At 69.5% G+C, this 24,087-nt stretch carries 24 protein-coding genes; 13 read left to right on the top strand and 11 right to left on the bottom strand.

Annotated elements, in window-relative coordinates; genetic code table 11:
• Positions 1-107: 107 nt before the first annotated feature.
• The 6 genes from ACZ5ZX_RS08690 to ACZ5ZX_RS08715 form a co-directional block, all read right to left on the bottom strand.
• The gene (locus ACZ5ZX_RS08690; RefSeq protein WP_465501384.1) at positions 108-1,361 is read right to left on the bottom strand and encodes a glycosyltransferase family 4 protein; all 1,254 of its coding nucleotides are present in this window, start codon (positions 1,359-1,361) and stop codon (positions 108-110) included.
• 139 nt (positions 1,362-1,500) lie between these two features.
• A complete protein-coding gene (locus ACZ5ZX_RS08695; protein ID WP_465501385.1) occupies positions 1,501-1,734 on the bottom strand; it encodes a hypothetical protein in 234 nt (77 codons plus the stop codon).
• Positions 1,734-2,795, bottom strand: a complete 1,062-nt coding sequence (locus ACZ5ZX_RS08700; protein ID WP_465501386.1) for a chymotrypsin family serine protease — start codon at positions 2,793-2,795, stop codon at positions 1,734-1,736. Before ACZ5ZX_RS08700 ends, ACZ5ZX_RS08695 begins: the two co-directional genes overlap by 1 nt.
• 279 nt (positions 2,796-3,074) lie before the next feature.
• Positions 3,075-3,563: a glutathione peroxidase gene (locus ACZ5ZX_RS08705; protein ID WP_465501387.1), complete on the bottom strand. Its 489-nt coding sequence runs from the start codon at positions 3,561-3,563 to the stop codon at positions 3,075-3,077.
• Between the two features lie 13 nt (positions 3,564-3,576).
• Positions 3,577-5,088 (bottom strand): 1,4-alpha-glucan branching protein domain-containing protein, encoded by a 1,512-nt coding sequence (locus ACZ5ZX_RS08710; protein ID WP_465501388.1) that lies wholly within the window; start codon positions 5,086-5,088, stop codon positions 3,577-3,579.
• Entirely contained in the window at positions 5,085-5,858 is a 774-nt protein-coding gene (locus ACZ5ZX_RS08715; RefSeq protein WP_465501389.1) for a class I SAM-dependent methyltransferase, read from the bottom strand. The genes ACZ5ZX_RS08710 and ACZ5ZX_RS08715 overlap by 4 nt, the downstream gene beginning before the upstream one ends.
• A 77-nt stretch (positions 5,859-5,935) precedes the next feature.
• Between ACZ5ZX_RS08715 and ACZ5ZX_RS08720 the strand changes: the two genes are divergently transcribed.
• Positions 5,936-6,358, top strand: coding sequence for a hypothetical protein (locus ACZ5ZX_RS08720; protein WP_465501390.1), 423 nt, complete (start codon positions 5,936-5,938; stop codon positions 6,356-6,358).
• Here ACZ5ZX_RS08720 and ACZ5ZX_RS08725 read toward each other — a convergent pair.
• Positions 6,339-7,190: a DegV family protein gene (locus tag ACZ5ZX_RS08725; RefSeq protein ID WP_465501391.1), complete on the bottom strand. Its 852-nt coding sequence runs from the start codon at positions 7,188-7,190 to the stop codon at positions 6,339-6,341. The genes ACZ5ZX_RS08720 and ACZ5ZX_RS08725 overlap by 20 nt on opposite strands.
• Before the next feature lie 242 nt (positions 7,191-7,432).
• Between ACZ5ZX_RS08725 and ACZ5ZX_RS08730 the strand changes: the two genes are divergently transcribed.
• The 4 genes from ACZ5ZX_RS08730 (at position 7,433) to ACZ5ZX_RS08745 (ending at position 11,038) form a co-directional block, all read left to right on the top strand.
• Positions 7,433-8,218, top strand: a complete 786-nt coding sequence (locus ACZ5ZX_RS08730) for an electron transfer flavoprotein subunit beta/FixA family protein (RefSeq protein ID WP_465501392.1) — start codon at positions 7,433-7,435, stop codon at positions 8,216-8,218.
• Between the two features lie 26 nt (positions 8,219-8,244).
• Positions 8,245-9,204: an electron transfer flavoprotein subunit alpha/FixB family protein gene (locus ACZ5ZX_RS08735; protein WP_465501393.1), complete on the top strand. Its 960-nt coding sequence runs from the start codon at positions 8,245-8,247 to the stop codon at positions 9,202-9,204.
• Between the two features lie 176 nt (positions 9,205-9,380).
• Positions 9,381-10,163: a GNAT family N-acetyltransferase gene (locus ACZ5ZX_RS08740; RefSeq protein ID WP_465501394.1), complete on the top strand. Its 783-nt coding sequence runs from the start codon at positions 9,381-9,383 to the stop codon at positions 10,161-10,163.
• Positions 10,160-11,038, top strand: coding sequence for a lysophospholipid acyltransferase family protein (locus tag ACZ5ZX_RS08745; RefSeq protein WP_465501395.1), 879 nt, complete (start codon positions 10,160-10,162; stop codon positions 11,036-11,038). The genes ACZ5ZX_RS08740 and ACZ5ZX_RS08745 overlap by 4 nt, the downstream gene beginning before the upstream one ends.
• Before the next feature lie 85 nt (positions 11,039-11,123).
• Here ACZ5ZX_RS08745 and ACZ5ZX_RS08750 read toward each other — a convergent pair whose 3' ends face one another.
• On the bottom strand, positions 11,124-12,014 hold the full coding sequence (locus tag ACZ5ZX_RS08750; protein WP_465501396.1) for an NADP-dependent oxidoreductase: 891 nt from the start codon (positions 12,012-12,014) through the stop codon (positions 11,124-11,126).
• A 135-nt stretch (positions 12,015-12,149) separates the two neighbouring features.
• Between ACZ5ZX_RS08750 and ACZ5ZX_RS08755 the strand changes: the two genes are divergently transcribed.
• From ACZ5ZX_RS08755 to mnmA, 4 genes are read left to right on the top strand one after another with little or no spacing between them, the layout of a single operon-like run.
• Complete coding sequence (locus ACZ5ZX_RS08755) at positions 12,150-13,406, top strand: helix-turn-helix transcriptional regulator (RefSeq protein WP_465501397.1); 1,257 nt, start codon at positions 12,150-12,152, stop codon at positions 13,404-13,406.
• A 33-nt stretch (positions 13,407-13,439) separates the two neighbouring features.
• Positions 13,440-14,822 (top strand): MFS transporter, encoded by a 1,383-nt coding sequence (locus tag ACZ5ZX_RS08760; protein WP_465501398.1) that lies wholly within the window; start codon positions 13,440-13,442, stop codon positions 14,820-14,822.
• 46 nt (positions 14,823-14,868) lie between these two features.
• A complete protein-coding gene (locus ACZ5ZX_RS08765) occupies positions 14,869-16,065 on the top strand; it encodes a cysteine desulfurase family protein (protein ID WP_465501399.1) in 1,197 nt (398 codons plus the stop codon).
• A 5-nt stretch (positions 16,066-16,070) separates the two neighbouring features.
• Positions 16,071-17,162, top strand: coding sequence for a tRNA 2-thiouridine(34) synthase MnmA (gene mnmA / locus ACZ5ZX_RS08770; protein ID WP_465501400.1), 1,092 nt, complete (start codon positions 16,071-16,073; stop codon positions 17,160-17,162).
• On the opposite strand, the gene ACZ5ZX_RS08775 is transcribed toward mnmA, so the two are convergent.
• The 3 genes from ACZ5ZX_RS08775 to ACZ5ZX_RS08785 all read right to left on the bottom strand — a co-directional run bounded on the left by ACZ5ZX_RS08775 (position 17,159) and on the right by ACZ5ZX_RS08785 (position 19,555).
• The gene (locus tag ACZ5ZX_RS08775) at positions 17,159-17,602 is read right to left on the bottom strand and encodes a GNAT family N-acetyltransferase (RefSeq protein ID WP_465501401.1); all 444 of its coding nucleotides are present in this window, start codon (positions 17,600-17,602) and stop codon (positions 17,159-17,161) included. The two genes, mnmA and ACZ5ZX_RS08775, sit on opposite strands and share 4 nt — an antisense overlap.
• Positions 17,599-18,636, bottom strand: coding sequence for an MBL fold metallo-hydrolase (locus tag ACZ5ZX_RS08780; RefSeq protein WP_465501402.1), 1,038 nt, complete (start codon positions 18,634-18,636; stop codon positions 17,599-17,601). Before ACZ5ZX_RS08780 ends, ACZ5ZX_RS08775 begins: the two co-directional genes overlap by 4 nt.
• Positions 18,637-18,748: 112 nt before the next feature.
• Complete coding sequence (locus ACZ5ZX_RS08785; protein WP_465501403.1) at positions 18,749-19,555, bottom strand: LURP-one-related family protein; 807 nt, start codon at positions 19,553-19,555, stop codon at positions 18,749-18,751.
• Between the two features lie 120 nt (positions 19,556-19,675).
• Here ACZ5ZX_RS08785 and ACZ5ZX_RS08790 point away from each other — a divergent pair, with 120 nt between their 5' ends.
• The 4 genes from ACZ5ZX_RS08790 to ACZ5ZX_RS08805 are packed head-to-tail and all read left to right on the top strand — an operon-like array spanning position 19,676 to position 24,085.
• Entirely contained in the window at positions 19,676-20,713 is a 1,038-nt protein-coding gene (locus tag ACZ5ZX_RS08790; protein WP_465501404.1) for a methionine synthase, read from the top strand.
• A gap of 22 nt (positions 20,714-20,735) precedes the next feature.
• On the top strand, positions 20,736-21,440 hold the full coding sequence (locus ACZ5ZX_RS08795; protein ID WP_465501405.1) for a hypothetical protein: 705 nt from the start codon (positions 20,736-20,738) through the stop codon (positions 21,438-21,440).
• A gap of 10 nt (positions 21,441-21,450) precedes the next feature.
• On the top strand, positions 21,451-23,598 hold the full coding sequence (gene ligA, locus ACZ5ZX_RS08800; protein WP_465501406.1) for an NAD-dependent DNA ligase LigA: 2,148 nt from the start codon (positions 21,451-21,453) through the stop codon (positions 23,596-23,598).
• On the top strand, positions 23,591-24,085 hold the full coding sequence (locus ACZ5ZX_RS08805) for a GNAT family N-acetyltransferase (RefSeq protein ID WP_465501407.1): 495 nt from the start codon (positions 23,591-23,593) through the stop codon (positions 24,083-24,085). Before ligA ends, ACZ5ZX_RS08805 begins: the two co-directional genes overlap by 8 nt.
• Positions 24,086-24,087: the final 2 nt, after the last annotated feature.

A 24,087-nucleotide genomic window follows, 5' to 3' on the forward strand; every position in this document is an offset into this window, starting at 1 on the left:
CTCTCCCTCCACCCTCAACGCATTTAGAGGACTAGACGCGACCCCGCCGCATTTAGTCCTCTAAATGCGCTCCTCTAAAAGCGCCCCTATATCCGCGCGGGAGGGCCTCACGGTTCGAAGGCGTTGCCCGTCGCGATCTTCGGGCGGCCGAGCTCCACCGGTTCCCCGACGCGAGCCCGCCGGTAGACGGCGACGGTCGCCTCCGCGATCCGGCCCCAGTCGAAGTCCGCGGCCAGCCGTGACTGCGCGGTCAGCGCCCGCCGCGCCGCGGCGACCTCGTCGTCCAGCACCGCCTCGACCGCGTCCCCGAGGGCGTCGACGTCGCCGGGGCTGAACGCCAGTCCGGTCTCGCCGTCGACGACGACCTCGCCGAGCCCGCCCGCGGTGGACGCCACGAGCGGCGCCTTCGCGGCGGCGGCTTCCAGTGCGACGATCCCGAACGGTTCGTACCGGCTGGGCAGCACGACGGCGTCGGCCGCGGCCAGTACGGCACGCAGTTCGCGGTCGGACAGGTGCCCGACGAAGTCCACCGCGCGGCGGACACGCAGCTTCCGCGACTGGTCGACGAGTTCCTCCAGATGCCTGCCCTTGCCCGCGACGACCAGCCGCGTACCCGGTTTGGCCCGGCGGATCCGGGGGAGCGCGGCGAGCAGATCCTGCACGCCCTTCTCCCATTCCAGCCGTCCGAAGTAGAGCAGCAGCGGCGCGCCCGACGGGCTGTAGACCTCGCGCGCGTGCGCGACCTCTTCCGCGGGCACCTGCCAGCTGCGTTCCTCGATGCCGTTGTGGATCACGGTGACCGCGTCGGCGTCCACCTCGAACAGATGCGCCACCTCGCGGCGCATCGCCTGCGAACAGGTGATCAGCGCGTCCGAGCGGTTCGCGAGCCACCATTCGACCGAGTGAACCTGCTGGTTCAGCGGATGCGAGAGCCAGCCGGAGTGCCGTCCGGCCTCGGTGGCGTGGATCGTGCCGACCAGCGGGACCCGCGCGGCCTCGGCGATCGCGATCGCGGGGTGGGTGACCAGCCAGTCATGCGCGTGCACGACGTCCGGCTGCCAGGTGCGCAGCAGGTCGTTCGCGGCGCGGATCATCGCGTGCCCCATGCCCAGCGTCCACGCGACGAGGTCACGTTCGAAGGTCACGTGCAGCGGATCCTCGGCGACCCGGATGATCCGGACACCGTCGACCACGCGATCGGTCCGAGGATGGGTCTCGGCGTCGGTACCCGCCGTGTGACGGCACAGGACGACCACGTCGTGGCCCTGCCGGGAGAGATGCCTGGCCAGGGCATGGACGTGCCGTGCGAGTCCTCCGACGACCACGGGTGGGTACTCCCACGACAACATCAGCACGCGCATGGGTGGAGGTTACTCGCGAGTCGGTCTTCACCGGGACGGGGCGATCACCCACGCCGGTGAAGGCGAGGGCTGGGCCTTCACCGCGGACATTACCGACGTGCCCAAGGTCACAGGTGGCGCGCGGTCATCGAGGGGCGGGTCACCCGGGCTGAGCCTCCACCGGCCCGCCGGAGTCGCGGACGCGGACCGGCACCCCGAGCAGCTGGGACGGCAGCCGCCCGTGGTCGTGGCCGGGGGTCATCCACACGTCGATCGTGGGTGACCCCGCGGCCTCGCCCTGTCCGATCCCTACCACCCCGGGGACGTCGTCGAGCCACCGCGACGCCGCGATGAGCGCGGCGTCGACGGTGTCGCTATCGGACTGGCCGGCCACTACGGGTGCACCCTGATCCCGAGCGAAGCCTCGACCAGGGTGATCCGGTTGAGCACGGTGACCACCGGCGAACCCGCGAACAGCAGTCCGACGGCGTTCTCGCTCAGGTCCGCCACGATGCTGCCCGAGTCACCGCCCGCCGACATGTCGGTGGTCAGCAGTTGCTGCCCGAACCGGGCCACCCGGCCGCCGCCGTAGTTGATGTCCACGGTGGCGTTGATGTTCGTGATCCGCCCGGTCGTCCAGTTCGTCGTCCGGCCGGTCTTCTGCACGATCGTGCCGACGGCGGGCGCGACGTTGGTGCCCTTGAGGTCGCCGACCCAGAAGATCCGCCGGTCGAGGTCGTGGAACTGGGCCTCCGCGATGGCGGCGTCGACGAAGTTCAGCGGGACCGGCTGTCCGGATTGGATGAACTTGATCGGCACGAACCGGCTCAGCCTGGCGATGACGTCGGTGGGGACGACCCCGCCGTCGAACGGGCCGGGCTGCAGGATCGGGTCGCCGATGGCGGCGGCGTTGGAATTCGCCAGTACGTGGTTGTTGCTCAGGATGTAGTACCTGGCCGGTTTGCCGGGCAGCGCCGTCGCGTCGTAGACGGCGGTGCCGTACGTACCGGCGGTGATCTTGAAGTGACCGACGCTCAGCCCGCCGAACGCCGGACGGAACCGCTTGGCCAGCGTGAACGGGCCGACCTGCTCGCGGGCCAGTTCATCGGGCCTGGTCAGGGTCGGCGCCTGCGGCTCGTCCATCATCGTGGCGCTGCCGTTCACCTTCGGCGCGGTGATACTCCGGCCGGCCTGCAGCACCCCGACCTCCTGGACGTCGGTGGACACCCCGGCCAGCGTCGCGGGGACGAGGTCGTCCTCGCGGAGCATTTCGTGCGGCATCTTCGTGTCGACCAGAACGGTGATCGCCTTCTCACCGGTGTCCCGCCCGCCCGACCATTTGGTGCCGAGCGCGACACCCACGACGTTCTGCCTGGCGAGCAGTGCGTCCTCCTCGGCCGCCTGCACGCTCGCGAGCGAGAGGAATTCATCCGGGATCATATTGTTTTCGATCATGTCGACCACACTTTTCCGCGATTTCGGACGGCTGGCAGGGAGTCCCGGCAAGCGAGTCTTCTCCTGCGCCCGCAGGGGCGCCATAGCGCAATCGGGTAGACCGATTCACTGTCGTACTCGGAATTTCCCTTGCAGTACAAGGGTTTGTGATCTATCGCCCGGACATCGCGGCAGCGGGTGAAGTATCGCAGGGACCTTGGTCCCTTCTTTCGCGGAAAAGGAAACGGGCGGTTCACCGGATTGTTCCGGTGAACCGCCCGCTGCCGGGAAAATCGAGATTCAGGCGCCGACCGTCGCCTCGATCGCCTTGGTGATCTCGTCGTCTTCGGGTTCGGTGCGCGGGCGGAACCGGCCGACCACTTCACCGGACGGCGCGACGAGGAACTTCTCGAAGTTCCACTGCACGTCGCCCGCGGCGCCTTCCGCGTCGGCCGCCTTGGTCAGTTCGGCGTAGAGCGGGTGACGGCCTTCCCCGTTGACGTCCAGCTTTTCGAACAGCGGGAACGAAACCCCGTATGTCGTCGAGCAGAAGGTCTGGATCTCCTCGGCGGTACCCGGCTCCTGCCCGGCGAACTGGTTGCAGGGGAAGCCGACGACGGAGAAACCCTTGTCCGCGTAGCGTTCCTGCAGCTTCTCCAGGCCGGTGTACTGCGGCGTCAGTCCGCACTTCGAGGCGACGTTCACCACCAGGAGGGTCAGCTCGCCGAGCGCGCCGAGCGTGGTGTCCTCACCCGCGAGCGTCTTCAGCGGAATGTCGTGGATGCCCATGGTTCCCCTTTCGTCATTTCCTCAGCAGGTCCCGCGCGTCGACGTGGCCGAACGGCCCGTCGTCACGCCGGTACGCCGCCGCGGTCTGCATGGCTCGCTCGTGTGAGCCCTCGTGGACCAATCCGGCGAGTGTGTCGAACCGGTCGGTGTGCACCTTCGCCCGCCGTCGCGCGTAGTCGGCGGCGGAATCCTTGGTGACCATGAACGCCCAGTCGCTCGAAAGCGCCAGCATCGCCTCGGCGACGGCCTGGTCGCGGACGGTGTCGCGGGTCGTGGTGTCCATCCCCGTGACCAGGTCGAGCATCCGGTGCTGGAGCGCGGTGTTGTCCCGCACCATGTCCGCGACCTGCTCGCCGTCCCAGACCCGCCAGTCCTTGCCCGAACCCCACGACGACGCCGGGAGGTCGACCTTCCCGCCGAGATGGCCGGCTTCGAGCGCGCCCTTGAGCGTCGTGACGCGGACACCGGCCTCGGGCAGCGCGCGCAGGACGCCTTCGAGCCACGCGGGCCCCTCGTGCCACCAGTGCCCGAACAGTTCCGTGTCGTAAGCGGCGACGACGAGCGACTCGCGGCCGTGTTCGGCCTTCAGTGAGCGCAACCGGGCGACGACGGTGTCGACGAAGTCCTGGACGTGTCCGCCGAGCGTGCCCGCCGCCATCGCCGGGTCGTACGGCGCCTTGTCCGGCGGCTCGACGGTCTTGCCGGTCACCCGGGACGGTTTGAGGCCGACCTCGTGCGCCCACGTGTGGAAGTCGCGGTAGGCGGCGTGGCCTGGGTAGCCGGCTTTCGGTGACCAAACACGATAGGTGACTTCGAGATCGCGGCCGAAGCAGACGACGTCGGAGTCGCCGACGGTGCGCGCCGCCGAGGTGTCGCCGTGCAGGGACGGGCCGTCGACCAGGAAGCGCTGGACACCGGCCGCGGCGTACCCGGTTTCCATCCCGGGCGCGTAACCGCATTCAGGTGCCCAAATGCCTTCGGGACGCTGTCCGATCCGCAGTGCGGTGTCGGCAAGGCCGCCGCGCAGCATGAAGTCGCGGACCGCCGGATCGAGCAGCGGCTGGAACGGATGCGCCAGCGGCCCGCCGAGCAGCTCGATCGTCCCCGAGTCCACAAAGGACCGAAGAATGGGGGAGAAGCCGTGGCGCCAGCGGGTTTCGAGCTCTTCCGACGCCTTGACCGCGGTCCGGTACTCGCTCGCGGCCAGTTCGCGCAGCAAGGGGTCTCCGCGCCAGAGCGTGGACGCGTGCCAGGCGCGCAGCTGCCAATGCCCGAGCCAGTCGTGGAAGGCGTCGATGCAGTAGGGGTCGTCGAGCTGTGCGGCGAGGATCGGTGTCATGCCGAGGGTGAGGACGTCTTCGCGGCCCTCGTCGGCGAAGCGGCGCAGGAGGTCGACCATCGGCAGGTAGGAATGCGCCCAGGCCTGGTAAAGCCATTCTTCGCCGACCGGCCAGGACCCGTGGTGCGGCAGCCATGGCAGATGGCTGTGCACGACGAGGCAGAACGTACCCTCGTACTCGCTCATGCGCGCACCGCCACGGCGACGAGGTCGAGGCTGGCGTCGAGATCTTCGCCGTGGATGGCGAAATCCGCCGCCTGGATACCTTCGACGTCGGCGAGCAGTTCCGGCGGCCAGGTCGCCTGGCCGGGCAGCTGTCCCATGACGACGTCGAGCTGGGCGTCGATGATCGAGCCGCCGTACTTGTCGTCGAGTTTCCGCACGCCTTCGCCGTGGTGGAGGCCGTGCAGCGTCTCGACCGCGAAACCGGCGTCACGGAGCAGTTCGTCCAATTCGGACGGTGCGAGTTCCCTGGTGTGGAACGGGTTGAGCGGGGTGTCACTGTCCGGGGTGAAGGTCAGCCGGTTGGGCGTGGTGACGATCAGCCGTCCGCCCGGCGCCAGCACGCGGCGGCATTCGGCGAGGAAGGCGCCCTGGTCCCAGAGGTGCTCGATCACCTGGAAGTTGGCGACGACGTCGACCGAGGCGTCCCGCAGCGGCAGGAACACCAGATTCGCCCTGGCCACTCCGATGCCGGGGTAGCGCCGGGCGACGTGCTCGGTGGTGGGGACGTCGTAGTCGAGCGCGAGCACCCGCTGGGCGACGGTGGCGATGAGGCCGGCGCCGTAGCCCTCGCCGCAGCCCGCCTCCAGGACGGTCTTGCCGGCGCACAGGGGCAGGAGCTGCTGATACGCCGCCTCGTGACGGCGGTACCAGTAATTCTCCGCGGCGATGCCGGGCACGGTGCGTTCACCCGTGAGGTGCAGCGCTTCGGCCCTGGTGGCTGGGGTGGTCACGTCGCGACCCTACCGGTGAGTCACTTCAGCGCCCGCCGCGCTTGTCACGTTTCGCGGCCCTATCCAGTCCAGGGGGTATGCAACGGACCATCACCCGCGTACTGCTCGTCGTCTTCGGCCTGATCGAACTGCCGGTCGGACTCTGGCCGCTGGTCAGCCCCGGCGGCTTCTACCAGGACTTCCCCGGCTTCCGCACCGGCTGGGTCGCGATGGACGGCCCCTTCAACGAGCACCTGCTCCGCGACTTCGGCGGCCTCAACCTGGCCCTCGCCGCCATCCTGATCGGCGCCGCCGTGATCGGGACGACCGCCGTGGCCAGGCTCGCGGCGCTCGCCACCTTCTGCTTCGGACTACCGCACTTCCTCTACCACCTGGGCCACGTCTCGCATTTCGAGCCGGTGGACCAGGTGCTCATCATCGTGACGACCGCGCTGGGCGCGGTGCTGCCGCTGGTACTGGCGCTGCTCCCGGGGAAGCGGGCTACACCGGTGACACCGTGATGCCGATGGCGCCAGGGCCGAGGTGGGCGCCGAGGATCATGCTCGCCTCGACCAGGGTGCTGTCGACGATATGCGGCACCCGTGCGCGCAGCCGTCCGCCGATCTCGAGGTCGCGTTCGTCCGGGCCGAACCGGGTGATCGCGATCTCGACCTCCTGATCACCCGCGCATTCCACCGCGAGGTCGACGAGCTTGTTGAGCGCCCGTCGCTGACCTGGCACCCGTGTCAGCGGCGCGACCTCGCCGTTCTTCAGCGTCAGCAGGGGTTTGATCGAGAACGCGGAGCCGAGGAACGCCTGCGCGGCGCCGATGCGGCCACCGCGTCGCAGGAATTCCAGCGTGTCGACGTAGAGGATCTCCCGGCTGCCGCGGAACCGGCGTTCGGCCGCGTCGATGACCCGCGTGGCCTGCCCGCCGGCCGCGGCGACCTTGGCGGCCGAGGTCGCCGCGAAACCGAGGCTCATCCCGGTGGTCCCGCTGTCGAGGACGTGGACCGGGACACTCACCTGCTTGGCGGCCTCGCGGGCGGCGTTCACCGTTTCCGACATCCGCCCCGAGATGTGGACGCTGACGATCGCCGAGGCGCCTTTGCTCGCGGCGTCCTGGAACGCCCAGAAGAACGCGGCGACCTCGGGCGGCGCCGTCCTCACCGGTGTACCGGCGCGCAGTTCGCGGATGATGTCTTCGCGGTCGCAGCGGTTCTCTTCTTCGAACTGGTCTCCGACCTGCAATTGGACCTGGACGACCCCGATACCCCAGCGTTCGGCGACCGAGGTGGGAAGGCAGGCGGTCGAGTCCGTGATCACGGCGACGGGGCCGGGAAAGGAACGCATGGTGCGGCAGATTAACCCGTCGCTCTACGGGGAGTACTCCCGAGTACGTCCGTTCGGGTTAGTCGCGCGGTTACACTCACTTCCGGGTGAAAAACCTGGACGATGGTCTCAATAAAACGTGCATCCAGGTGAATGAGGTCACCTCGGCGGGCCGCGGCACTGAAATGGCCCTAATCTACCGGCCAGTAGAGCTGTTGCCCCGTGGCCGACGCCGGCCACTAACGGGAGGTCGAAGTAGACCCATGACGAACATCGTTGTCCTGGTCAAGCAGGTACCGGACACCTACTCGGAGCGGAAGCTCTCCGGTGCCGACAACACTCTTGACCGCGAATCCGCCGACGCCGTGCTCGACGAGATCAACGAGAAGGCCGTCGAAGAAGCCCTGAAGATCAAGGAAGCCGGCGAAGGAGAGGTCACCGTCGTCTCGGTGGGCCCCGACCGCGCGACCGACGCGATCCGCAAGGCGCTGTCCATGGGTGCCGACAAGGCCATCCACGTCTCCGACGAGGCTCTCCACGGCTCCGACGCGATCGCCACCGCCAAGGTGCTGGCCGCCGCGATCGGCAAGGTCGAAGGCTACGACCTGGTCATCACCGGTAACGAGGCCTCCGACGGCCGCGGTGGCGCCGTGCCGGCGATCATCGCCGAGCTGCTCGGCCTGCCGCAGCTGACCCACGTGAACGAGCTGACCGTCGAGGGCACCTCGATCAAGGCCGACCGCTACACCGAGGACGGCGTCACGCACCTCGAGGCGAGCCTGCCCGCGGTGGTGAGCGTCGGCGAGAAGATCAACGAGCCGCGCTACCCCTCCTTCAAGGGGATCATGGCCGCGAAGAAGAAGCCGGTCGAGACGCTGACCGTCGCGGACCTCGGCCTGGACGCCGGCGAGGTCGGCCTCGGCAACGCCTGGTCGTCCGTGCTCGAAGCCTCCCCGAAGCCGCCGCGCACCGCCGGTGAGCGCGTCGAGGACGAGGGTGACGGCGGCAGCAAGGTGGCCGCCTACCTGGTCGCGCAGAAGCTCATCTGAGACAGGTTTCGAGGAGGAATAGGGAAATGGCTGAAGTACTCGTCCTCGTCGACCACGTCGACGGTGAAGTCAAGAAGGTCACGCTCGAGCTGCTGACCGCCGCTCGTGAACTGGGTGAGCCGTCCGCGGTCGTCGTCGGCCCGACCGGCACCGCCGCCAAGGCGAAGGAAGCCCTCGCCGCGCACGGCGCCGCCAAGGTGTACGTCGCCGAGGGCGACAACGCCACCGGCTTCCTGGTCACCCCGAAGGTCGACGTCCTCACCGCGCTCGCGGAGCGGACCTCCCCGGCCGCCGTGCTCGTCGCGGCCAGCGCCGAGGGCAAGGAGGTGTCCGCCCGTGTCGCGGTCCGCCTCGGCTCCGGTCTGCTGTACGACGCCGTCGGCGTGAACAGCGACGGCAGTGTGGACCAGTCCATCTTCGGTGGCGCGTTCTCCGTGAAGGCCAAGGCCACCAAGGGTGTCCCGGTCATCTCGGTCCGCCCGGGCGCGGTCGAGGCGACCCAGGCCGACGGTGCCGCCGCCGAGGAGACCGTCGAGGTCCCCGCCGGCGACCCGGCGAAGTCCGCCAAGATCACCGGCGTCGAGCCGATCGTCGGTGGCGACCGGCCGGAGCTGACCGAGGCCTCGGTCGTCGTCTCCGGTGGCCGCGGTGTCGGCTCGGCCGACAAGTTCGACGTCGTCGAGTCGCTGGCCGACTCGCTCGGCGCGGCCGTCGGTGCTTCCCGCGCCGCCGTCGACTCGGGCTACTACCCGGCGCAGTTCCAGGTCGGTCAGACCGGTAAGACGGTCTCGCCGCAGCTGTACATCGCGCTGGGCATCTCCGGTGCGATCCAGCACCGGGCGGGTATGCAGACGTCGAAGACCATCATCGCGGTCAACAAGGACGCCGAAGCGCCGATCTTCGAGATCGCCGACTTCGGTGTGGTGGGCGACCTGTTCAACGTCGCGCCGCAGCTGACCGAAGAGGTCCAGAAGCGCAAGGGCTGAGTCCTTCGTTCGAAGCGGGGCCGCCCGGGATTTCTTTCCCGGGCGGCCCCTTTTCTGTTACCCGGAAGTGATCTTCCATCCTGAGAGAAGCCTGAGAACCCGCAATTAACTGAACGTGCACTAATCGGCCATCGGGCGCATTGTCGTTGGTACCCCCCGAGGGGTAGACCTGGGTTATGACGACGTCACAGCTCCTCGTCAGTACTGACCAGGCAGGTGTCGAACTCCCGGCAGACGCGCCGCGGTACTCACTCCTCGTCGCCAACGGAAACGAAGAAGTCGTTGCCGCGCAACGCCTTCGCCATCAGGTGTTCGCCGAGGAAATGGGAGCGAAGCTCAATTCGCCCACGCCGGGCCTCGACGTCGACTACTTCGACGAGTTCTGCGATCACCTCGTGGTGCGGGACGACAACACCGGCGAGATCGTGGGCACGTACCGGATGCTGCCGCCCGATCGGGCCGCGCTGGCGGGAAAGCTGTACTCCGACAGCGAATTCGATCTGACCGCGCTCGATTCACTGCGTCCTTCGCTGGTCGAGACGGGGCGCTCGTGCGTGCATCCCGACCACCGCAGCGGCGCCGTGGTGAGCCTCGTCTGGGCGGGGATCGGGCGGTACATGCTGCTGGCCGGGCACCGGTACCTCGCCGGCTGCGCGTCCGTGCCGCTGACCGACGGCGGGAGCTACGCGGCCGGCGTCTGGGATGTGTTGCGCGCCAAGCACTACGCGGACGAGTCGGTGCGGGTGACGCCGCTGAACCCGTGGCGTCTCGAGGACGTCGAGCGGCCGACGCGGGCGATTCTGCCGCCGCTCATCAAGGGGTACACGCGGCTGGGTGCGAAAATCTACGGCCCGCCCGCGCTCGACGCGGATTTCGGCGTCGCGGACTTCTTCGTCCTGCTGGATCTGCACAACGTCGACGAGCGGTACCTCAAGTTCTTCCTGGGAGTGCAGGGATGAGTCACGCCTGGATGCCGAAGTCGCCGTGCGGCGACGGATGCCTCAGCGAAGGGGCGCCGACGGTCTCGTTCCCGCGGCGCGTCCTGCGGTTCACCGCCGCGATCGGTGTCATCGGCGCGGCCTTCCTGACCGCACCGCTGGTGCTCGTGCTGCGCGGCATGCCCCGGGAACGTTTGGTGCGCCTGCTGTTCGCGGGGATCCTTCGCTCGTTCGGGGTGAAGCTGCGCGTGCTCGGTGCCGAGCGTTTCCGCGCCGTGCCCGGCCGTGGCGCGCTCGTGGTGAACAACCACATCTCGTGGCTGGACATCATCGCGGTCAACGCCATCCAGCCGATGCGGGCGCTGGCGAAGAAGGAGGTCGGCGCCTGGCCGGTGCTCGGCCTGCTGGTCCGCCGCGGCGGCAGCATCTTCCTCGACCGCGAAAACCTGCGCAGCCTGCCCGCCACGATGGCCGAACTGGCCGACGCGATGCGCGGCGGCTCACTCGTCAGCGTGACACCGGAGGGCACCACCTGGTGCGGTCTCGGTTCGGGCCGGTTCCGCCCGGCGACGTTCCAGGCCGCGATCGACGGCGGTGTCCCGGTGCGGCCACTGGCTTTGCGCTTCCGGCTCGCCGACGGACGGGAGACGACCCAACCGGCGTTCATCGGACCGGAGTCGCTGATCGCCTCCCTGCGGCGGGTCGCGGCCTTGCGCGGCCTGGTGCTGGAGGTGCACGTGTGCCCGGAGATCGCGCCGGGCCGTGCCGCGGACCGGCGGGAACTGGCCGCGCTGGCGGAATCCGCGGTGCAGGCGGCGCTCGGACGGGTGCAGATCCCGGCGCAGCTGCGGCGTCGCCCGGCCCTTGCTCCGGTCGTGAAAGTGCCCTCTCAGTGACCAGCGCGCTAGGAAAGGTCCTTTCCTCGCAAAATTTGCAAGGAAAGGACCTTTCATGGCGCGTGGGGGTTGACAAAGCTCAGCGTCACCGAACGGTCAGCGTGATCTTCCCGCCCGCGTGCCCCGTCGCGCTCTCCCGGTGCGCCTCCGCGGCGTCCGCGAGCGCGTAACTCGACCCCAGCTTGATCTTCAGCTCACGCGACACGAGGTCTTCGAGCACCGCGGCGCTTTCCTCGCCACCCGCCGAGAACTTCAGCCCCTGCGCGTACGCCGCCGGGTCGGCGATGGTGATCAGCCGGTCGGGCGATCCGAGCAGCTCGACGGAGTCACCCAAGACACCGAAGCCCGCCGCGTCGAACACCGCGTCGACGCCGTCCGGCGCGGCCGAGCGAACCCGCGAAACCCAGCCCTCGCCGTACTGGACGGGGATCGCCCCGAGCGCCTGCACCTCGTCCAGCGACGAAGCCCCGGCGAGGCCGATGACCGTGGCGCCCAGCGCGACGGCGGCCTGGGTCGCGAACCGGCCGACCTGTCCGCTCGCCCCGTGGATCACGATCGTCTCGCCCGGCTTGACCTCGAGTTCGCCCAGCACCCGCAACGCCGTCTCCCCGGCGATGGGCAGCGCGGCGGCTTCGGCGAACGAGAGCCCGGCGGGTTTGCGGATGACCTTGGTTGCCAGCGCGTACTCCGCGTACGTCCCGGTGTCGGACCAGCCGAAGACCTCGTCGCCGACGGCGAATCCGGCGCCCTCGCCCACCGCGTCCACCACGCCCGCCAGTTCGAGGCCGAGGATGTGCGGGAACTCGACCGGGCGGACCTCCGCCATGCCACCGGACCGGATCTTCCAGTCGATCGGGTTGACGCCCGCCGCCTTGACCGCGACCCGCACCTGACCCGGGCCGGGCTCCGGCGCCGGGACCTCGGCGGACCGCAGGACGTCCGTGTCGCCGTACTCGGTGATGGTGATCGCTCGCATGTTCACTCCTTGTCGGATTTCTTCGCTGACGATCAGTCAACCGGTGTGCGCGTCCCGCCCGAACCGCTCGGACGAGCAGTGTTCACTAGCCGGGAGAGCAGCGTCCCCGCGCCGGGACGCGCCTACTGTGGAGTCATGGATCCGCTGTCCGTGCTGTGCCAGGTCGAGTACATGCTCGCCGCCCCGCGTCCCGAACTGCTGCCGCGCTTCTCCGAGACCGCCGCGGCCGTCCTGCCGCATCGCGCCGCCGCGATGGAGACCGGTGACTGCTCCCGCCTGCCGATCAAGGTCCACGGCGATCCGGAGATCACCGGCGCGGTCACGAGTGCCGAGCTGCGCGGGCTCGCCGCGTTCGGTGTCCCCGGCCAGGCGGTCGTGGCCGACGGGACGCTCGGCGGGAAGCGGCGGAAACTCGTCGTCCTGACCTCGGCCCCGGTGATCGGCAAGGGCGCGATGATCGCGCTCGTCCCGGACGGGGACGACCCGGAGGGCGGCGCGCTCGAATTCGTCGCCAAGCTGTGGGACATCGTCAGCGTGAACGCCGCACAGCGCGCCACCGACCCCGAGCCCGCCGTGCTGGAGAGCAACATCGCGGCGGCGACCGCGCGGGCACGGGCGATCACCGACCTGGGGCAGACCCACGCGACCACCCTCGCGTCCCTGCTTTCGGTGCTGCGGTCCCGGCGGCTCGGCGACGACGCCGCCCGGCGGACCGCGACCGAGCTCGCCGCGGCCGCGCTGATCGAACTGCGCGCGGTCGCCGACCGCGATCAGGAGCTTTCGGCGGAACCGGCGTCGGCGGCGTTCGACACCCTCGCCGCGCAGCTGGATCCCTTGGTACGCCACAGCGACGTGACCGTCGACCTCGCCGGGCCCGGTGACGAACGGCCGCTGCCGCAGGACATCGCGCACACCGCGCGCACGGTCACCCGCGGTCTCGTGCTCACCGCGCTGGAGCGGGGCAGCACCAAGGTCCGGGCGTCCTGGCAGCTCGACGGAGAGGCGCTCCGGGTCACCGTGCGCGACGACGGCGAGGACGTCGCCCACGCCGCGCCCGCCACCGGCCTCACCGAGCGGATCACGCCGCTCGGCGGCCGCTGGGAGGTCGACGCCGTACCCGGCTGGGGCGCCACGATCACCGCCGTCCTGCCGCTGGGTGTCCAGGAGACGCCGGAACTGCGCCCGCTGGACCGGCTGAACCCGCGTGAACTCGAAGTCCTCGCCGGGATCGCGCGCGGGAAACGGAACCGGCAGATCGCCGAGGAACTGAGCCTGACCGAGCACACGGTGAAATTCCACGTGCGGAAGATCCTCGGAAAGCTCGAAGTCACGTCGCGGGGCGAAGCCGCGATGCTGGCGCGGGAGCTGCGCCTGGAGTCCGTCAGCGCTTGACCTCCACCGGACTGGAGGTAGCAGGCTGGCGGCATGACGATCACTGGGGACAAGGCGAAGCCGAAGGGTGTGCTCTGGACGCCGGAGCACCGGGTGACCACGATCGGGCTGCTGCTCATGGTCACGCTCATCGCGTTCGAGAGCATGGGTGTCGCCACCGCGATGCCGACGATGGTCGCCGATCTCGACGGCCTCGCCTTGTACGCCTGGCCCTTCACCACGTTCCTGGTCGCCAGTGTGGTCGCGACCGTCCTTTCCGGACGCCTCGGCGACCGCAAGGGCCCGGCGCCCGCGCTGCTCGCCGGTACCGGCCTGTTCGCCGTCGGGCTGCTGGTGGCCGGGCTCGCGCACGACATGCCGGTGCTCCTGCTGGGCCGCGCCTTGCAGGGGTTCGGTTCCGGGCTTCTGCTGGTTTCGGTGTCCCTGCTGATCGCGCTCACCTTCAGCGACCGCGAACGACCGGTGATCTACGCCGCCAACGCCGCCGCGTGGGTGCTGCCCGCGGTGATCGGACCTTCGATCGCGGGAGTGGTGACGGTGAGCGTCGGCTGGCGCTGGGTGTTCCTCGGGTTGATCCCGCTGACCGGGATCGGCCTCGCGCTGCTGGCCGTGGTCACCCGCCGGCTGCCCCGGCACGTGCCTGGAACGTCCGCGAACCACGCCGGCGTGGTGCCCGCGGTGGTCGCCGCGCTCGGCGTCGCCGCGCTCACCTGGGCGGCACAGCATCCGTCGCTGCCGGCGCTGGCCTACGGGGCAGCCGGACTCCTCGCGCTGGCGTACGCGCTCCGCAAACTCCTCCCCGCGGGCACGCTGACGTCGCGACCGGGGTTGCCGACAGTGATCGCCTCTCGCGGGCTGATCGCGGGCGCGTATGCGGGGATGGAGGCTTACCTGCCGCTCACGATGAGCGAAGTCCACGGTTACAGCCCCGCGCTGGCCGGCCTGCCGCTGACGGTGACCGCGCTCGGCTGGTCGGCGGGGTCGATGCTGCAGGGCCGGTTCCTCGACTGGTCCCGGGAAGCGTCCCTGCGGACCGGATTCGCGCTGGTGGCGGTCGGTCTGGCGATTTTCGTCTTCGTCCCGCTGCCCTCGTTCCCCGGCTGGATGGCGTTCGTGGCGTCGGCGGTCGGCGGCGCCGGGATGGGGATCGGGATGCCCGCGATCTCGGTCCTGCTCCTGCGCTACTCGCCCGAGGCCGAACGCGGGTTCAACACCTCGGCGCTGCAGCTCGGGGACTGGGTCGGCTCGGCGCTGACCATTGGTTTGGGCGGTGTCCTGCTCGCCTCGATCGCCTCGGCGAAGGAGCCGACAGTGGCGATCTCGGTGCTCGCGGTGCTGCTGACCGGGCTCGCGTTGCTCGGCGTGCGGCTGACCGGCCGGTGGCCGGAGAGGATGACCCAGGCCACCGCCGGATGAGGGTGGGCTTGGTCACGGCCCGGAGCGGTCTACCCTGGTGGGTGCGATGACCTATCTCGACCACGCGGCGACCACCCCGATGTTGCCCGAAGCCGTAGCGGCGATGTCCGAGGCGCTGTCCACTGTTGGCAACGCCTCCGCGCTGCATTCCTCGGGACGCCGGGCCCGTCGCCGGGTCGAAGAGGCCCGCGAGGTGATCGCGGAGGCGCTGGGCGCCCGGCCGTCCGAGGTGATCTTCACCGGTGGCGGCACGGAGAGCGACAACCTCGCGGTCAAGGGCATCTTCTGGGCCCGCCACGGCGAAGACCCGAAACGCCTTCGGGTGCTGTGCAGTGCCGTCGAGCATCACGCCGTCCTCGATTCCGTCGAGTGGCTGGAGCAGCACGCGGGCGCCGAGGTGGTCTGGGTCGAGGCCGACCAGGCAGGCCGGGTGACCCCGGAATCGCTGCGCGCCGCCATCGGCGACAGCCCCGAGACGGTCGCGCTGGCCACCGTGATGTGGGCCAACAACGAGGTCGGCACGGTCAACCCGATCGCCGCACTCGCCGCCGTCTGCGCCGAGCACGAGATCCCGCTGCACACCGACGCCGTCCAGGCCGTCGGCGCGGTACCGGTCGACTTCGCCGCGAGCGGCGCCGCCGCGTTGACCCTGACGGCGCACAAGCTCGGCGGCCCGTACGGTGTCGGCGCGCTGCTGCTCGGCCGTGACACCGCGTGCGTCCCCGTTCTGCACGGTGGTGGGCAGGAACGCAGTGTGCGTTCCGGCACCCTCGACGTGCCCGCGGTGATCGCGTTCGCGACGGCGGTCAAGGCCACGGTCGAAGGCCGTGAGGAGTACGCCAAGCGCGTCGGCGAGCTGCGGGACGAGCTGATCGAGGCCGTCCGGCGCGAGGTGCCGGACGCGGTGCTCAACGGCGGTGAGGGCGAGTGCCTCCCGACGCACGCCCACTTCACGTTCCCCGGTTGTGCCGGGGACAGCCTGTTGATGCTTTTGGACGCCAAAGGCATCGAATGTTCCACTGGATCGGCGTGCACGGCGGGTGTCGCGCAGCCGAGTCACGTACTGCTGGCCATGGGTGCCGATCCGGCGGCCGCGCGCGGGTCGCTGCGGTTCTCCCTCGGGCATACCTCGACGGCGGAAGACGTTGAAGCGGTTTCGAGGGAGATCGCGGGCGTCGTCGACCGGGCGAGGCAGGCGGGACTAGCCGGAATGCGCAAGCAGACGCAGAAGCAAGAGGTGTGAGGAAGATGCGCGTACTGGCCGCGATGAGCGGGGGAGTGGACTCGGCGGTGGCCGCCGCGCGCGCCGTGGACGCCGGGCACGAGGTCGTCGGCGTGCACCTGGCGCTGTCGGCGAAGCCCGGCACGCTGCGCACCGGTTCCCGTGGCTGCTGCACGATCGAGGATTCGGGTGACGCGCGCCGCGCGGCGGACATCCTCGGCATCCCCTTCTACATCTGGGACTTCGCCGAGCGGTTCACCGAAGAGGTCATCGAGACCTTCGTCGGCGAGTACGCCGCCGGCCGGACGCCGAACCCGTGCGTCACCTGCAACGAGAAGATCAAGTTCGAGGCGTTGCTGGACAAGGCGATGGCGCTCGGGTTCGACGCCGTCGCCACCGGGCACTACGCCCGGCTGTCCCTTGTGGACGGTGTGCCGGAGCTGCGGCGCAGCGTCGACTCCGGCAAGGACCAGTCCTACGTGCTGGCTTCGCTCACCCCGGTGCAGCTGCGGCATTCGCTGTTCCCGCTGGGCGACTCGTGGAAGACCGACGTCCGTGCCGAGGCCGAGAGCCGCGGCCTGTCGGTGGCGAACAAGCCGGACAGCCACGACATCTGCTTCATCCCGGACGGCGACACCAAGAGCTTCCTGGAGAAGCGGCTCGGCCAGCGTCCCGGCCAGCTCGTCGACGCCGAGACCGGTGCCGTGCTCGGTGAGCACACCGGCGTGCACGGGTTCACCGTCGGCCAGCGCAAGGGACTCGGCATCGAGGCGCCCGCGCCGGACGGGCGGCCGCGTTACGTGCTTTCGCTGGAGCCGGTTTCGGGCACGGTGAAGGTCGGTTCGGCGCGGGATCTCGGCGTGAACGTGATCGAGGCGGACCGCCCGATCTGGCCGAGCGAGCGCCCGCTGGACGGGCCCACCGAATGTGTCGTCCAGGTGCGCGCGCACGGCGGGATCGTCGAGGCCGTCGCCGAGGTTTCGGGCGACTCGGTCACTGTGCAGCTCCGTGAGCCGCTGCGCGGGGTCGCGCCCGGTCAGGTCGTCGTGCTGTACCGTCCGGACGCCGCCGAAGGCGATCTGGTGCTGGGAAGCGCGAAGATCTCGGGCACCCGCTAGAGCTTGAGTTTGAAACCGGTGTGGCTCGCCACGAAACCGAGCCGCTCGTAGAACCGGTGCGCGTCCTCGCGTTTCACGTCCGACGTCAGCTGGACGAGCGCGCAACCCCGCCGCCGGGATTCGTCGATCGCCCACGTCATCAGCGCACCGCCGAGCCCGGAGCCGCGATGGCTCGCCCGGACCCGCACCGCCTCGATCTGCCCGCGTAGCGCGCCTTTCCTCGCCAGGCCGGGAATGATCGACAGCTGGAGCGTGCCGACGGCCTCCCCGTCGTCGTCGGCGACGATCAGCAGCTGGGCGGGATCGGCGTCGATCTCCTCGAAGGCCTTGAGATACGGCGTGAGATCGTCGGTCGAATCGCGGGTCGCGCCGATCTGGTCGTCGGCGAGCATCTCGACGATCGCCGCGACATCGCCGCGGCGCGCTGGACGGATGATCATGCGGCGTAGTGTCGCACGCCCTCGGTCTCGGTCGTGGTGAGTTTCCCTTGCGCCACCAGCAGATCCAGATGCGAACCGGTCTCGAGGACGGCGAGCATCTGGTTGAACGGGTCCATCTCGCCGAGCTTGCGCAGTTTGCGCGTCCAGCCAAGCCGCAACGCGACCTCGTACGCGGTCGTGACGTCCGCGGTGATCTCGGCGCCCATGACTTCGAGCCGGTCGCGGTGGTGTTCCAGCAGTTCGTCCACGCGGGCGTGGACGCTGTCGGTCACCCTGCCGTGCGCGGGGAGCATGCGCCGGTCCGGCATCTCGCGGACCAGGCGCAGGGAGTCGAGGTAGTCGCTCAGCGGCAGATCGACCGGCACCGGCTGGAAGCCGATGGACGGCGTGATGTGCGGCAGCACGTGGTCGCCGGAGAACACCAGCCCGGCCTCGTCGTCGACGAAGACGACGTGCCCGGCCGTGTGGCCCGGCGTGTGCACGATGTCGAACTCGCGGCCGGGCACGATCGTGCGCCTGCCGGGGGCGAGCCATTCGTCGGGCTGCTCCCACAGATGCGCCTCGGTGTGCCGGACGCCGCCGAACGCCTTGGCGAGTTCCTCGACCACGGGGCCCGCACCACACCGTTCGAGCAGGCCGACCTGTGCCTCCATCGGGAAGCGGTCCGGATCGCCGGAGCGCGCCAGTGAAGCCTCTTCCAGCTTCCCGAGCCCGACCTTGCCGCCGAATTCGCGGCGCAGCTCCACGGCCAGCGTGTAGTGATCGCGATGGACGTGGGTGATCAGGAACTCGTCGATGTCACCGAGGTCCGCGCCGAGCGCCTTCAACCCCCGCGAGAGCCGCTCGCGGGCCGACTCCAGCGCCCAGCCCGAGTCGACGAGGACCAGGCGGGTGCCGTCGGTGACGACGTAGACGTTGACCGCGCGCAACGCGTCGTGCGGCAAAGGCAGCGGGATCCGGTGAACCCCCGGCGCGACCGTGTAGACGCCTGGCTCGGCCCAGTCCCGTTCGCCGTCTTCTGGCAACGGCTCCATGGTGACCTCCGTCCCGGACGCACCCCAGCGTGCCGCCCAGTCCTTTCACCTTGAGCCGCCGGAAGCCGAGTGTCCACTTATGCGGGTGAGACCCGTGTCACTCGCCCGACGCTCAGCCCTCGTCCTGCTTCAGCGCCGTGTCGATGGTCAGCGCCGAAGCGACCACCATCGAAGCCAGCGGATCCCGCAGCGGCCGGTGGATCTCGACGACGTAGTTGTCGGCGGTGGTGAACGCGGCTTTCACGAAACCACCCCAGGTCTTCGTGATCCGCGCGATCTCGACGTCGGCGTGGTCCTTGATCGCGAAGTTCCACGCCCGCCAGTTCTCCGCGAAGATCCCGCCGACCTTCTCGCCGTTGACCAGGAAACCCAGCCGGATCTTGCCGAAGACGTTCTCCTGCACGATCTCCCCGATCGGCGAGTCGTCGGCCCTCGTCACCAGGAAGCGGGATTTGAACACCTTCGCCGGTCGCGTCACCTTCAGCACGGTGCTGTGGTTCGCGTCGCGGATTTCGAAGCGGTGGGTCAGGAACTGGTCGTAGTTCGTGAGCAGCCGGATGGCCTTCTTCAACGTGCTCTGCCCGACCTGCACGACACCGCCGAGCCGGTTGCCGTTCTGGTCGAAGACCCCGAACTCGTTGGACATCTCGATGAGTTTGGCGCGCTGGTTGACCACGAGCACGGGTTCGGAGAACAGTGTCCCGCCGCCGGTGACGGCGCCGCCCCGGCCTTGGGTCCCCTTCGCCACTTGCGCGCGGATCCTGTTCGGGTCGTGCGCGCCTTCGATGTCCAGTTCGATCATCTCGGCGTCGTGGGACGGCCGCGTGTCGGCCGTCCAGGCCTGCCCGTCCCACCACCGGTGGAACCGGGGGTTCTGCTGGTCGGGATACCAGCCGGCGGGCTGTGGAGAGCTCGTCATGGCAGGTCAGCGTAATGCGCTCGGGGCCCCCGCGGGCCCGTCGACGGCAATTGCGGCGAATGTCCGTGTCCTCCCCGGCCCCGCCGCCCCGCCGAGTCCGACCAAGGGGAGAATCCGGATGTGAACGAACGACCTTGGCCTGTAGGCGCGGCCACCGCGATCGGTTCCCTGCCCGGTACCGATCCGGTCGAGGCCGCTTCGATCGTGTTCGGCGAACTACCCGAATTCCCGTGTCTGCCCGAACTTCCCGCCCGCGGTGTCGGTGCCGACGTCATCGGCCGCACGGCGGCGCTGCTGGTCGACCTCGCCGTGGAGGTGGTGCCGAGCGGCTACCGGGTCGCCGGCCGCCCCGGCCACGACCACCGCCGTGCCGTCGATCTGATGAACTGGGACCTCGACGCCGTCCAGGAGGCCAGGGAGAAGGCGGGTGCCGCGCCGCCGGTCTTCAAGACGCAGGTCGCCGGGCCGTGGACGCTCGCCGCGAACGTCGAGCTCCCGCGAGGGCACCGGATCCTCACCGACCGGGGCGCGTTGCGCGACTTCACCGCTTCCTTGCTGGACGGACTGGCCGAGCACGTCGCCGAACTCAAGTCGCGTCTCGGCGCGCCGGTGGTGGTCCAGTTCGACGAACCGTCGCTGCCCGAGGTGCTCGGCGGCGATCTGCCGACGGTGTCCGGCTACGGCACCGTTCCCGCGGTCCCGGCGCCGGAGGCCCGGAACCTGCTCTCGACGGTGATTTCCGGGGCGGAGCGCATCACCGGCCAGCCGGTCGCGGTGCACTGCTGTGCCGAGAAGCCACCCATCTCGTTGCTGCGCGCGGCGGGCGCGAAGGCGATCGCTTTCGACTTCTCCCTGTTGAAGGGCGCTTCGCCCGCACAGCTCGACGAAATCGGTGAAGCGCTCGACGACGGCACGACGCTGATGCTCGGGCTCGTCCCCACGACCGATCCCGGCGTTCCGGTGACGTTGCGCGATCTGGTCACCCCCGTGTTCAAACTCGTCGACAGGCTCGGCTTCCCCCGCGACATCCTCGCCGAACGGGTCGTGCCGACTCCGGCGTGCGGCCTGGCGGGAGCGACCCCCGAGTGGATGCGCCGCGCGCTCACGCTCAGCCGTGAGGCGGGCAAGGCTTTCGTGGAACCGCCTGAAGGCTGGTGAGCAGGGCGGTAACCTGCCCTCCATGCGTTTGTTCCGCCGGTCCCGCAAAGCCGAGGACGTTCCCGACCCCCGCACCGCGTGGCCGGCGCAGCCGGTCCCCGAGGACGCGGCGGCCGCGGCGGCGAAGTTCTGGGAGGCGTGGTTCGAGCTCTTGCCGGAGGTCAGCGCGGCGCTGGGCGATCGCGAACCGCACCGCGTGGAGCACGACCTCTGCACCATCGTCGAGGCACTGCATCCGAGGCTGCACTTCTCCCTCGATCGTGGGCACCGTGCGATCTACTCGCTGGTGCTCACCGGTCAGGAGGATCCCGAACTGCGCCCGTACACCGACGCGTGGAAGGCCGCCGCGCCGCCGGAGGACGCGATCTGGGAGTACCACGACTCCGTGCCGCCGGTCCCTGATCCGAGTGAGGTCACCGTCAACCTCGGCGAGACCCGGATCGCGCTCGCCGACGTCCGGGTGACCGCGAAGGTGGACGAATCAGCCGGACGGGTGGACGTGACCGTGTTCCATCCGCTGATCGGGGAACTCCGGCCGGAGACGCGGACGACCATGACCTTCCTGCCACTGGACGCCACGCTGGGTGAGCGCGTCGCGGCCGAACGGCTGGGCCGCGTCGAGCTGGTGACCGAGGCGCGAGACGGCCAACTGACCCTTCTGGAGCTCCGCGAACTGGTCGGCCGACTCGGCTCGGGGACGCCGGGAAATGTCGGTAGCCCCGACTAGGCTCCCTACCGTGAGCAGCGAACTTACCCCCTCAGACCTCGAGACGGCCGACGTCGCGCAGGACGTCACCGACGTCCCGGCGGAGGTCCGCGAACGACACGGCGCACTGGCCGAGGAGATCCGCGGGCACCAGTTCCGGTACTACGTGCTGGACTCACCCATCGTGTCCGACGGTCAGTTCGACGAGCTGCTCAACGAACTCCAGGCCATCGAGGACGAGTATCCGGGACTGGTGACGCCGGAGTCGCCGACGCAGAACGTCGGCGGCACGTTCTCGACCGAGTTCGTCGCGCACGACCACCTCGAACGCATGCTCAGCCTGGACAACGTGTTCGACACCGAGGAGTTCGAGACCTGGGTCGAGCGCGTCCAGAAGGAGATCGGCGCGACGAAGTACCTCGCCGAGCTCAAGATCGACGGGCTCGCGATCAACCTGCTGTACGAGAACGGCCGCCTCACCCGCGCGCTGACCAGGGGTGACGGTCGCACCGGCGAGGACGTCACGCTCAACGTCCGCACGCTGGAGCAGGTTCCGGAGCGATTGACCGGCACCGGCGAATTCCCGGTTCCGGCGCTGGTCGAGGTCCGCGGCGAGGTGTACTTCCGCGTCGAGGACTTCTTGGCGCTCAACGCGAAGATGGTCGAGGCGGGCAAGGACCCGTACGCGAACCCGCGCAACACCGCGGCCGGATCGTTGCGGCAGAAGGATCCCAAGATCACGAAGTCCCGGAACCTTCGGCTGATCTGCCACGGGCTCGGGAAACGCGAAGGCTTCGAACCGAAGCGCCAGTCCGAGGCGTACGACGCGCTGGCCGCGTGGGGCCTGCCGGTCTCGCCGCACAGCAAGGTGCTGAGTTCGGGCGAGGAACTGCTGGAGCACATCAAGTACTGGGGCGAACACCGCCACGACGCCGAGCACGAGATCGACGGTGTCGTCATCAAGGTCGACGAGGTCGCGCTGCAGCGCCGTCTCGGGACGACCTCGCGCGCGCCGCGCTGGGCGATCGCCTACAAGTACCCGCCGGAAGAGGCGATCACCACCCTGCTGGACATCCAGGTCAACGTCGGCCGCACCGGCCGGGTCACGCCGTTCGCGGTGATGGAGCCGGTGAAGGTCGCCGGGTCCACGGTGGCGATGGCGACGCTGCACAACCAGGAGGAGGTCAAACGCAAGGGCGTGCTGATCGGGGACAAGGTCGTCATCCGCAAGGCGGGCGACGTCATCCCCGAGGTGCTCGGCCCGGTGGCCGACGCGCGCACCGGCGAAGAGCGCGAGTTCGTCATGCCGTTGCGCTGCCCCAACTGTGACACCGAACTGGCGTATCAGAAGGAGGGCGACATCGACATCCGTTGCCCGAACGCCCAGTTCTGCCCGGCGCAGCGACGGGAGCGGCTGTTCCACCTCGCGAGCCGGAACGTCTTCGACATCGAGGTGCTCGGCTACGAGGCCGCGGTGGCCCTGCTGGACGCCGGTGTGGTGCACGACGAAGGTGACATCTTCGATCTGGACGAGGAAAAACTGCTCCAGGTGGAGCTGTTCCGCACCAAGGCGGGGGAGCTGTCGGCCAACGGCCGCAAACTGCTGGAGAACCTCGAAACCGTCAAGGACCGTCCACTGTGGAAGGTCATCGTCGGGCTCTCGATCCGGCACGTCGGCCCGACGGCGGCGCAAGCGCTCGCGCGGGAATTCGGCTCGCTGGAACGGATCGAGAACGCCTCCGAGGAGGAACTCGCCAGTGTCGACGGGGTCGGCCCGACGATCGTGCGAGCCGCGAAGGAATGGTTCGAGGTCGAGTGGCACCGCGAGATCATCGGGAAGTGGCGCGCGGCGGGCGTGCGGATGGAGGAGGAGCGCGACGAGTCCATCCCGCGCAACCTCGAAGGGCTGTCGATCGTCGTCACCGGTTCGCTGAACGACTACTCCCGTGACGAGGCCAAGGAGTTCATCATGGCCCGCGGCGGGAAGGCGGCCGGTTCGGTGTCGAAGAAGACGGCGTTCGTCGTCGTCGGCGACTCGCCGGGGACGAAGTACGACAAGGCCGTCCAGCTGAAGGTGCCGGTGCTCGACGAGAACGGTTTCCGGGTGCTGCTGGAAAGCGGCCCCGAAGCCGCAGCCGAACTCGCGCTGCCCGCCGGCGAAGAGGGCGGCGATGAGTGAACTGGAGATCCGCCCCGCCCGTGACGGCGAACTGAAGGCGGTCGGTGAACTCACACTGGCCGCGTACGCCGCGGACCAAAGCCTCGTGGAGGGCGAGGGTTACGCGGCCGAACTCGCCGACGCCGCCCGGCGCGCCGAACTCGCCGAACTGCTGGTCGCGGTCGACGGCGACGGCACGCTGGTCGGCACGGTCACCATCGCCTGGCCGGGCACGCCGTTCGCCGAGCTGTCCCGCGAAGGCGAACTGGAATTCCGCATGCTCGGCGTGCTCCCGTCGGCCACCGGACGCGGTATCGGTGAGGCGCTGACCAGGGCGGTCATCGAGCGGGCGCGGGAGGTGGGCGCGGCCAGGGTGGTGCTGTGCAGCATGCTCGCGATGGAGCGGGCGCACCGGCTCTACGAGCGGCTCGGTTTCGTGCGGATGCCCGAGCGGGACTGGGAGCCGCACCCCGGTGTCACGTTGATCGCCTACCGCCTGGAGGTTTGAGC

It is taken from the genome of Amycolatopsis sp. NPDC033938 (genome assembly GCF_055575975.1).